The sequence below is a fragment of the Mesorhizobium sp. genome, from assembly GCF_017306585.1.
In the GTDB taxonomy this organism is placed as follows: Bacteria; Pseudomonadota; Alphaproteobacteria; order Rhizobiales; family Rhizobiaceae; genus Mesorhizobium.
On sequence record NZ_JAFKIC010000021.1, the window covers coordinates 1 to 9,865 of the forward strand.

A 9,865-nucleotide genomic window follows, 5' to 3' on the forward strand; every position below is an offset into this window, starting at 1 on the left:
TCAGCGGTTGCAGCAGGCGGGAAAACACAAAATGCTTATCCGCGTCGCTCTCGCTCGAAAACTGCTCGTAATCCTCAATGCAAAAGCACGCGATGCTAGAGCCGAGTTCGCGAATGCAACTTGACACCCCAGATAGTCGCTCTCCCCCGCAAAGCGGGGGCGAGGAACCCATATCCAGCACCCTAATTCCCCAGCACCTTCGCCTTGCAGGCCGGGCTGAGTTCCTTCAGGTGCTTCTTCAGGCAGGGACCGGCCTTGCCGTTCGGGAATTGCGGGCAGAGCCGCTGCCGGTCTTCCTTGCAGGGCGAATTGGCGATGGTCGACTTGGCGTTGGCCTCGACGCCAACCGCGAGCACCGTCGCCACCATGGCCGCGAGGCCGAGAAGTTTTACCAGTTTCATTCTTGCCACCCCTTTGTTCAGGAATGGCTGAATTTGCCCGACGCCGGGAGATGCCGACAGCTAGCGGTATCGGGAGGGTGCGCGAGGCAATCGGGCTGTCTGGGCGTCAAAGGTTGGCGCCGCCCCTCATCCGCCTGCCGGCACCTTCTCCCCGTATAGTGACGGGGAGAAGGGAACTGGCCGCAACGCCGGCGTTCCTCTTGCAACACTGGTGATTGGCGAAGGCATCGACGACAGCGTCTTTCTCCCCGTCACTATACGGGGAGAAATGCCCGGCAGGGCAATGAGGGGCAGCGCTGGCCTCAGATAACTGGTGTCCGGCAAATCGCGCGCCGCTGTCGCCGCGCGCGATCGCTCCTTACTCCGCCGCCTCGTACCCGGCGATGCCCTTGATCTCGAGGAAATCCTCCAGACCGTACTCGGCATATTCGCGGCCATTGCCCGACTGCTTGTAGCCGCCGAAGGGCAGGCCGGCGTCCCAGGTCGGGTAGTTGATGTAGACATTGCCCGAGCGCATGCGCGCGGCCACGTCGCGGGCCTTCTGGATGTCCTTGGCCTGGATGTAGGAGGCAAGGCCGTAGACGGTGTCGTTGGCCTGCTCGACGGCTTGTTCGACCGTGTCGTAGGGCAGGATCGCCAGCACCGGCCCGAAGATCTCTTCGCGCGCGATGCGCATGTCGTGGGTGACGTCGGCGAACACGGTCGGCCTGATATAGTAGCCGCGGTTGAGTTCGGCCGGACGGCCCGTGCCGCCGGCGACCAGCGTGGCGCCCTCGTCGATGCCGCTCTGGATCAGGTCCTGGATCTTGTCGAACTGCACCTGGCTGACGACCGGGCCGAGCTTGGTGTCGGCGCCGTCGGCGGGACCGACCACGAACTTCTCCGCCGCCGCCTTGGCGTAGCCGGCAGCCTCGTCATGACGGTCGCGCGGCACGAACATGCGCGTCGGCGCGTTGCAGGACTGGCCGCTGTTGCCGAAGCAGCCAGCGACGCCCTTGGTGACGGCGGTGGCCAGGTCGACATCCGGGAACAGGATGTTGGCCGACTTGCCGCCCAGTTCCTGATGCACGCGCTTGACCGTGTCGGCGGCGGCCTTGGCCACCAGGATGCCGGCGCGGGTCGAACCGGTGAACGACATCATGTCGATGTCAGGATGGCTGGACAGCGCCTGGCCGACGCCCGGGCCGTCGCCATTGACGAGGTTGAACACGCCCTTCGGCACGCCGGCCTCGTCGATGATCTCGGCGAAGATGATGGCGTCGAGCGGGGCGATTTCAGAGGGCTTCAGCACCATGGTGCAGCCGGCGGCGAGCGCCGGGCCGACCTTGCAGGTGATCTGGTTCAGCGGCCAGTTCCAGGGTGTGATCAGGCCGACGACACCGATCGGTTCCTTGACGATCAGCGCGCTGCCCTTGACGTGGCGGAACTCGAAGCTCTTGAGCACTTCGGCGATCTTGCTCAGATGCGCCAGCCCGATGCCGACCTGGCTGTCGAGCGCCATCTGGCGCGGCGCGCCCATCTCGCGCGACACGGCGAGCGCCAGGTCCTTCGAGCGCTTCTTGTAGACCTCGATGACGCGGTTGAGGATATCGAGGCGCTCTTCCACCGAGGTGAAGCCGAACGTGTTGAAGGCGCGCTTGGCGGCGGCCACCGCCTTGTCGACGTCGGCCTTGGAGCCGAGCGAGATCTGCGCGAAGACATCCTCGTTCGACGGATCGACGACATCGAATGTGTTGGGCACAACAGGATCGACCCACGCGCCATCGATATAGAACTGCAGATTGTGTGACATGGTTTTCTCCTTGGGGTGCCGCAGGCCGTTTTCGGCCGTGATATCGGGCTAGAGATAACGATGCACAAACGGCGCTGTCAAACGCAACCCCCGAAGTGGTTGAGCCAGCACGCGAAGTGATTGAGCCAGCGCGTGCAGTGGTCTATCGGCGGCGGGTGATGCCTCAAAAACCGCCGTCGAGTTCCTTCGCGCCCCCCTCTGCCCTGCCGGGCATCTCCCCCACCAGGGGGGAGATTGGCAGTTCGCTCGATCGGCGCTCCCTTTTCAACGTTGGAGATTGGCGAAAGCCACGATGACAGCCAATCTCCCCACCTGTGGGGGAGATGTCCGGCAGGACAGAGGGGGGCGCCATAGAGCGCTACCCCTGTGCACTATCCCGGCGACCTCACAACAGCGTATGACCGGCGTTGCCCAGGTGCCGCCTGGCCGCCGCCTCGTCGGTGGCCTTGACCAGCAAATGATCGCCATCGAAGGTCGAGACGATGAAAATGCCGAGCCCGTTCTCGGAAAGCGGCCTGATGACCGAGAGCACGATGCCGGTCTCGTCGAAAGCGAAGGGGCCGAGCAGCTTGTAGGCCACCCAGTCGCGATCCTGCTTCGCGGCCTCGGGGGCGCGATCCTGCGGGCAGACGATCGACAGTTCGTCGTCGGTCCTGGTGATGCTGACGAAGCCCGGCCCGTCCGCCCAGTCCGGTATGGCTTCGCCCGCGCCAAGCCGCGTTACCGCATAGCGTGCATCGAGCCGCCGCAGTCTCACCCGCGCGGCGCGCTGCCCGCCCGCTGCTCCGGTCTCGCTCATATGGCCAGCCTCTTGCTCATATAGACCGTCATGCCCTCCATGAACGGCTCTTCCCTGTCGATCACATAGCCATGCCTTTTGTACAACAACACATTGGCCTCGAAGGCGCCATTGGTCAGCAGCCGAAGCTCGCGGCGTCCTGCCTCGCGCGCCTTGCCCTCCGCCCGCTCCAGCAGCAGCCGGCCGATGCCCCTGCCCTGGGCTTCAGGCGCCACGCAGACATTCTCGATCCACAGATGATCGTCGGCCAGCATGGTCTCGATCATGCCGACGATGCGGCCGTCTTCGATGGCGAGATCGAACGGATGCTCGGCAACGGCCTTCTCGTAATCGGCGCGCATCGGCAGCGGCTCGCGCCCGATCACCGGCACCCATTTGGCATAGGCCGCGCGCACGATATCCCGGATCGCTGAGGCGTCGGCGGGCTCGGCCGGCCGAAACCGGATGGACTTGTCTGTCATTGAAGAACTCCAGGCATGAAAAACCCGCCGGCTCATGCTGCGGGCGGGGCGGGGAGCGAACGAACCGGATCGAGGATGCCGGATTATCGTCGCGCAATCAGCCTGCCGCCGCGCGGTGTGCGGCGGCGTCGGTTGGTGATGGCGGGCGCGAGGGCGAACATGGCGCCAAGCTGGCGCAGGACGGGCGAGGCTGTCAAGGTGGGGGGGCGATCTAGGGCCGAAGCGACCCCACCTTCGTCATCCACGGGCGAAGCAGCCGCGCAGCGGCGTCGCGGAGACCCGAGGATCCATGCCGCGACCTTGATCGAGGCATGCAGCGGTGCAGAATTCTGGACCGTGGCGGCGCTCCTGAGTCCCGGCATGGATCCCTTGGGCTGCAGAGCAGCTCCAGGGGTCTACGCCGCGTCGCTACGCTCCTTGCTTCGCCCTAGGATGACGAAGTCGCGTCTGCGCCGAGCCCTCAATACTCCTGCGCCGTCGGCCGGAACAGGATCTCGTTGATATCCACATCATCAGGCTGGCTCATGGCGAACACGACCGTCCTGGCGAAGGAATCGGCCGGGATTGCAACCCGGTCGTAGAGCGCCTTCACCCCTTGCGCGACATCGGCCTCGGTGACGCTGTCGGGCAGTTCGGTCGCGACGGCGCCCGGCGAGATGATGGTGGTGCGGATGTTGTAGGGTTTTACTTCCTGGCGCAGCCCTTCCGAGATGACGCGCACCGCGTGCTTGGTAGCGGCATAGACCGCACCGCCCGGGCCGACCTTGTGGCCGGCGACGGAGGACACGTTGATGATGTGGCCGCTCTTCCGCTCCTTCATGTGCGGCAGCGCTGCCGCGATGCCGTAGAGCACGCCCTTGATGTTGACGTCGATCATCCGGTCCCAGTCCTCGACCTTCCCGCGCTCCAGTGGCGAGTGCGGCATCAGCCCGGCATTGTTGATGATGACGTCGACGCGGCCATGCGCCGTCACCGCATGGTCGACGAGCCGCTTCACCTGCGCGACATCGGTCACGTCGGTGACAAGCACCGCGTTCTCGCCGAGCGACAGTTCGTCGGCCAGCGCCTCCAGCCGGTCGACGCGGCGCGCGCCCAGCACCAGCCGGGCACCCTCCCCGGCGAGCAGTCTGGCCGCCGCCTCTCCGAGGCCACTGCTGGCGCCGGTGATGACGACGACCTTGTCCCTGATGTTGTCTGTCATGAGACTGTCCTTCCAGATTGTCTTTTCAGCGATCGATCCGTGCCGCCTGTTGCGGCGAATAGCGCTCGCCCTGCACTGCGATCGTCGAGACTGCGTTTTCGATGTCGGCAAGGTCATCCGGCGTCAGCGCGACGGCGGCCGACCCGATATTCTCCTCGAGGCGGTTGAGTTTCGTCGTGCCGGGGATCGGAACGATCCAGGGTTTCTGCGCCAGCAGCCAGGCGATCGCGACCTGCGCCGGTGTCACCGTCTTCCGGGCCGCGATCGCGCCGATCGCATCCACCAGCGCCTGGTTCGCCTTCCGCGCCTCCGCCGCGAAGCGCGGCACGGTGTTGCGGAAGTCGCTGCTATCGAATGTCGTATCGGCGTTGATGGCGCCGGTGAGGAAACCCTTGCCCAGCGGGCTGAACGGCACGAAGCCGATCCCCAGTTCCTCGAGCACCGGCAGGATCGCCTCTTCCGGTTCGCGCCACCACAGCGAGTACTCGCTCTGCAGCGCCGCCACCGGCTGCACCGCATGGGCGCGGCGGATGGTGCGCACACCGGCTTCCGAGAGGCCGAAATGCTTCACCTTCCCTTCCTGGATCAGCTCCTTCACCGTCCCCGCCACCTCCTCGATCGGCACGACCGGATCGACGCGGTGCTGGTAGAGAAGATCGATATGATCGGTACGGAGCCGCTTGAGCGAGGCCTCGACCACGTCGCGAATATGTTGCGGCCGGCTGTCCATGCCCTGGTGACCGGCGGTGCCCGCGATGTCGATGCCGAACTTCGTGGCGATCACCACCTGGTCGCGGATCGGCAGCAAGGCCTCGCCGACGACCGCCTCGTTGGTGAACGGCCCATAGACCTCAGCCGTGTCGAAGAAGGTGACGCCGCGCTCGAACGCCGAGCGGATCAGGCGCACCGCATCGGCCGTCTCCATGGGCTGCCCGTAGGACTGGCTGATGCCCATGCAGCCGAGCCCGATGGCCGAGACTTCGAGCCCGCCTGTTCCAAGTTTGCGCTTTTGCATTTCAAATCTCCTTGGGTGTGATCCGCACCGTGGCGGCGCGGACGCGCGCCGCAACCATCGGCGCGAGATAAGGGCTGCTTGCGTATTTCGCCCGGTAGGCGTCGTCGATGCGATCGTTGACGGTTCCCTCGACCGGCTCGAAGCTGACGTCCCGGATCATGCCGGCGGCAGCGATGCGCCCGGCCTTCTGCCTGATCGCGGCCTGATACCAGCGCGACTGCGGACCATTGTAGCCACGCACATAAAGCTCGCCGTCGGCAACGACCGACCAGATCCAGGTCGGCGTGCCCAAGGTCACGCCGTCATCGCGCAACGGCGAAATATGCAGATCGTCGCTTGCCGCGATCCCAGCGAGTTCTTCCTTCGACCATGGCATGGTTTCATGCCTTCTTCTCGGCGTCGGCCTGTTCGAAGACCTTGCGGGCAATGCCGATCGCGGTGCTTGCGGCAGGCCATCCGGCATAGAAGGCGAGATGCGTGATGGCTTCGATAAGTTCGTCCGGGGTGACGCCATTGTCGAGCGCCCGCTTCATGTGAAAAGGCATCTCATTGATCCGGTAGCCCGAGATCAGGCTGCTGACGGTGACCAGGCTGCGGTCGCGCGGCGAAAGGCCGGGCCGCTTCCAGACGTCGCCGAACAGCACATCGTCGGTGTATGTGCCGAGCGCGGGGGCGATGTCGGAAAATGGGTTCCTGTGCGGTACTGGTGCATCGGTCATGATGTTTTCCTTCGTTGAAGTGCCGGGCGTGGGCCTGCTTCCGGTCAAGCCTGGTATTGTTCGTCGCTGACATGCTCCATCCAGTCGACGACCTTGCCGTCGAGCGCTTCGGCGATGGCGATGTGGCTCATCGCCGTGGCCGGTGCGGCACCATGCCAGTGCTTCTCGCCGGGCGCGAACCAGACGATGTCGCCGGGGCCGATCTGCTCGACCGGACCGCCTTCGCGCTGCGCCAAGCCTGCGCCCGAAAGCACGATCAGCGTCTGGCCGAGCGGATGCGTGTGCCAGGCGGTGCGCGCGCCCGGCTCGAAGGTCACGGTGGCGCCGCTCACACGCGCCGGCTCGCCGCCCTTGAAAGGCGCGTCGACCCGCACCGTGCCGGTGAAGTATTCCGCCGGGCCTTTCGCCGAGGCTTGAGAGCCGTTTCGCTTGATATCCATGGTCTTTTCCATCTTGGCGCCGAGGCACGACACGGCCAAGGCTTTCAGGGCCGCCGGCCTTCCGATCCCGTCGGCCGCGACCCGTTTGTGATGGCGTGAATTTAGGCCCTGCGATTAGCCGCGATTAGCTGCTATATCCGGCATGTACTTATGAGAAAGCCTCATCAATGCCGCGAGACAATCTCAATGAGCTGACCGCCTTTCTCGCCGTCGCGCGCGAAAGAAGCTTCACCCGGGCGGCGGCACAGCTCGGCGTGTCGCAGTCGGCGCTCAGCCACACCTTGCGCGCACTGGAGGAGCGGCTGGGGGTGCGGCTGCTGACCCGCACCACGCGCAGCGTGTCGCCCACCGAGGCTGGCGAGCGCCTCGTCCGCAGCATCGGCCCGAGGCTGGACGAGATCGAGAGCGAGCTCGCCGCGCTCAGCGCGCTGCGCGAGAAGCCGGCCGGCACCATCCGCATCACCGCCGGCGAGCATTCGGCCGACACGGTGCTGTGGCCGGCGATCGCCCGGCTGCTGCCCGACTATCCCGACATCAGGATAGAGATCATCGTCGACTACGGCCTGACCGACATCGTCGCCGAGCGCTATGACGCCGGCGTGCGGCTCGGCGAACAGGTGGCGCGCGACATGATCGCGGTGCGCATCGGCCCCGACATGCGCATGGCCGTGGTCGGCGCCCCCGCCTATTTCGCCACGCGTCCGAAGCCGCGCACCCCGCAGGACCTGACCGCCCACAATTGCATCAATCTGCGCCTGCCGACCTATGGCGGACTCTATGCCTGGGAGTTCGAGAAGGCGGGACGCGAACTGAAGGTGCGCGTCGAGGGCCAGCTCGTCTTCAACACTGTCGGGCTGCGGATGAACGCCGTGCTGGCTGGCCTCGGCCTCGCCTATCTGCCGCAGGACCAGGTGAAGGAGCATCTTGCCGACGGCCGCCTGGTGCGGGTGCTGGCCGACTGGTGCCCGCCCTTCCCCGGCTATCACCTCTATTACCCCAGCCGCCGCCAGGCAACGCCCGCCTTCTCGCTGCTGGTCGATGCGCTGCGCTACAGGGGATAGGCGCAATACCCGGGAAAAGCCTTGCTGACTTTTTCTGGGCCGACTTTCCGAGGATCGAGATTCCACATTGCCTCGCCCAAACCCAAAATATAAGGCGTTTTTAATCTAAAGGATTGACGGGGGCGTCATGGGTGGGGTCCTTGCCGGGGGGGCAACCGCGCGCGTGCTGGCGGCTGCGCTGTTTGCAGCGACACTTGGATGGGTATCGCCCAGCCTGGCGCAGTCATGCGGTGCCGGCGAGACAGCCCAGAGCTTCAGCTTTACCGGTGGCGATCAGTCCATCGCCGTTCCGCAACGGGTCCATTCCGCAACCGTCTATCTCAAGGGCGCGCAAGGTGGCAGTGGCAAGAACGGACCCGACTCCTCCAACCCGGGACTTGGCGGCACTGGTGGGCGTGGCGCGCAGGTCAGCGGCACAATCGCTGTCTCACCCGGAAATCTCCTGTCGATCGGGGTCGGCGGCCGGGGCTCGTTGGCGGTCAATCCAGGCGGCGCTTCCGCCACCTCGGACGGAGGCAATGGCGGCGGTGGCACCGACCTGCGATTGAACGGCTCGCCTGTCGCCATGGCGGGCGGCGGCGGCGGTGGCGGCAATGCCGGCTCTTTTCCCAGCAACCCCCTTGCCGGCGGCGCGGGCGGCGACAGCGGCGGCAACGGATCTCCAGGTGGAGACGTTCCCTCGGGCGCCGGTCCATATGGCGGCCAAGGCGGCACACCGGGCGCCGGCGGCGCGGCCGGAGCCGGGTGCGGGAATTTTCCAGGCAGCAATGGTTCGTCCAGCGGTCAAGGCGGCGCGGCCGTTGCTTTTGCTCAACTGGGATCTTTCAACGGCGCGGGCGGTGGTGGTGGCGGCGGCGGCGGATCAACGGTCGGCGGTGGCGGCGGCGGCGCCGGCGTGGGCACGACCGCCTGCTCGGCTAATTGGAATGGCGGCGGCGGCGGCGGCGCGGGTGGATCTTCCAGCACCGGATCGCTGCAATCGGCGGCCGTTTCAGAAGGCGTCAATTCCGGCGACGGCTCGGCGCTGGTTTGCTTTGCGCCGCCACGCTACTTCATCAGCGGCACCGCGAGCGGCCAGACCGGCGCCGTGAGCCTGCAATTGACCAGTCCGGCCGGCAACCAGACTGTCAATGTGGCCAGCGGAGCGTCAAGCTTCGCCTTCGCCGACGATTTGCCTGAAGGCGCGACCTGGAGCGTCGCCATTACGGGTGAACCCGAAGGTCAGATCTGCACCCTCCAGCAATCGTCCGGCACCATTTCAGGCGCCGATGTGACCAATGTGACACTCTCCTGCGTTACGGTGGTTGTGCAGCTTGCACCAACAACGCTGCCTGGCGGCACGGGCAGCGCGGCATACAGCCAGACCATAACCGCAGGCAGCGCCAATGGCGGCACGGCCCCCTATACATTCACGATCATCTCCGGCACGCAGCCCACCGGCCTTACCCTGTCATCGGGCGGCGTCTTGTCGGGCACGCCCACCGCGTCCGGAACTTTCGGGTTCACCGTCAAGGCGACCTCGTCCAACGGCTTCAGCGGAACCCAGGCCTATTCCATTGCAATCGACGAGCCCAGCGTCACCATCGAACCGGAGACGTTGGCCAGCGGAAACCTCTTCGACAGCTACAGCCCTGTCTCGCTCTCGGCGAACGGCGGAGCGACGCCCTACACCTTCGCGCTGACATCAGGCGCACTGCCCGATGGGATCACTTTGGCCGGCAACCAGATTTCCGGCACGCCGACCCAGTTCGGCTCCTTCGAGTTCACCATAAGGGCGACGGACCAGAACGGCTTCACCGGCGATCGGCATTACACGCTGGTGATCGACCGCACGCTGCCGCAGGCGCAGGACCACACGCTGAACCTGCTCGCCGGGACGAGCGGCATGGTCGATCTCACGCAGGGCGCGCTCAATGGCCCGTTCACCGGCGCCGCCATCGTTACGCCGCCCGCGAGCGCCGCCGGCCCGGCGCCCA

General features: G+C 65.8%; 11 protein-coding genes and 1 pseudogene. 3 read left to right on the forward strand and 9 right to left on the reverse strand.

Translation table 11 applies throughout. The annotated features are described in order from the left end of the window. Nucleotides 1-124: pseudogene (locus J0I79_RS00595) on the forward strand (IS110 family transposase); the annotation flags it as partial. Nucleotides 125-182: 58 nt separating this feature from the next. Here the strand turns inward: J0I79_RS00595 and J0I79_RS00600 are convergent. From J0I79_RS00600 to J0I79_RS00640, 9 genes are all read right to left on the reverse strand, one after another. Next, a complete protein-coding gene (locus tag J0I79_RS00600) occupies nucleotides 183-401 on the reverse strand; it encodes a hypothetical protein (protein ID WP_292854333.1) in 219 nt (72 codons plus the stop codon). 358 nt (nucleotides 402-759) lie between these two features. Beyond that, entirely contained in the window at nucleotides 760-2,193 is a 1,434-nt protein-coding gene (locus tag J0I79_RS00605) for an aldehyde dehydrogenase family protein (protein ID WP_292854335.1), read from the reverse strand. Between the two features lie 385 nt (nucleotides 2,194-2,578). Then, nucleotides 2,579-2,992: an ACT domain-containing protein gene (locus J0I79_RS00610; protein WP_292854338.1), complete on the reverse strand. Its 414-nt coding sequence runs from the start codon at nucleotides 2,990-2,992 to the stop codon at nucleotides 2,579-2,581. Beyond that, nucleotides 2,989-3,453 carry a GNAT family N-acetyltransferase gene (locus J0I79_RS00615; protein ID WP_292854341.1) on the reverse strand — a complete coding sequence of 155 codons (465 nt, stop codon included), beginning with the start codon at nucleotides 3,451-3,453 and terminating at the stop codon, nucleotides 2,989-2,991. The genes J0I79_RS00610 and J0I79_RS00615 overlap by 4 nt, the downstream gene beginning before the upstream one ends. Before the next feature lie 460 nt (nucleotides 3,454-3,913). Then, the gene (locus tag J0I79_RS00620; RefSeq protein WP_292854344.1) at nucleotides 3,914-4,654 is read right to left on the reverse strand and encodes an SDR family oxidoreductase; all 741 of its coding nucleotides are present in this window, start codon (nucleotides 4,652-4,654) and stop codon (nucleotides 3,914-3,916) included. 25 nt (nucleotides 4,655-4,679) lie between these two features. Beyond that, nucleotides 4,680-5,669, reverse strand: a complete 990-nt coding sequence (locus tag J0I79_RS00625) for an aldo/keto reductase (RefSeq protein ID WP_292854347.1) — start codon at nucleotides 5,667-5,669, stop codon at nucleotides 4,680-4,682. A 1-nt stretch (nucleotide 5,670) separates the two neighbouring features. Then, complete coding sequence (locus J0I79_RS00630) at nucleotides 5,671-6,045, reverse strand: DUF2255 family protein (RefSeq protein WP_292854350.1); 375 nt, start codon at nucleotides 6,043-6,045, stop codon at nucleotides 5,671-5,673. Between the two features lie 4 nt (nucleotides 6,046-6,049). Then, entirely contained in the window at nucleotides 6,050-6,388 is a 339-nt protein-coding gene (locus J0I79_RS00635; RefSeq protein WP_292854354.1) for a carboxymuconolactone decarboxylase family protein, read from the reverse strand. A gap of 44 nt (nucleotides 6,389-6,432) precedes the next feature. After that, a complete protein-coding gene (locus J0I79_RS00640; RefSeq protein ID WP_292854357.1) occupies nucleotides 6,433-6,828 on the reverse strand; it encodes a cupin domain-containing protein in 396 nt (131 codons plus the stop codon). Nucleotides 6,829-6,995: 167 nt separating this feature from the next. Between J0I79_RS00640 and J0I79_RS00645 the strand changes: the two genes are divergently transcribed. After that, nucleotides 6,996-7,889, forward strand: a complete 894-nt coding sequence (locus J0I79_RS00645; RefSeq protein WP_292854359.1) for a LysR family transcriptional regulator — start codon at nucleotides 6,996-6,998, stop codon at nucleotides 7,887-7,889. Between the two features lie 127 nt (nucleotides 7,890-8,016). Further along, nucleotides 8,017-9,865: Ig domain-containing protein (locus J0I79_RS00650; protein ID WP_292854362.1), on the forward strand; the 1,849-nt coding region annotated here is incomplete at its 3' end.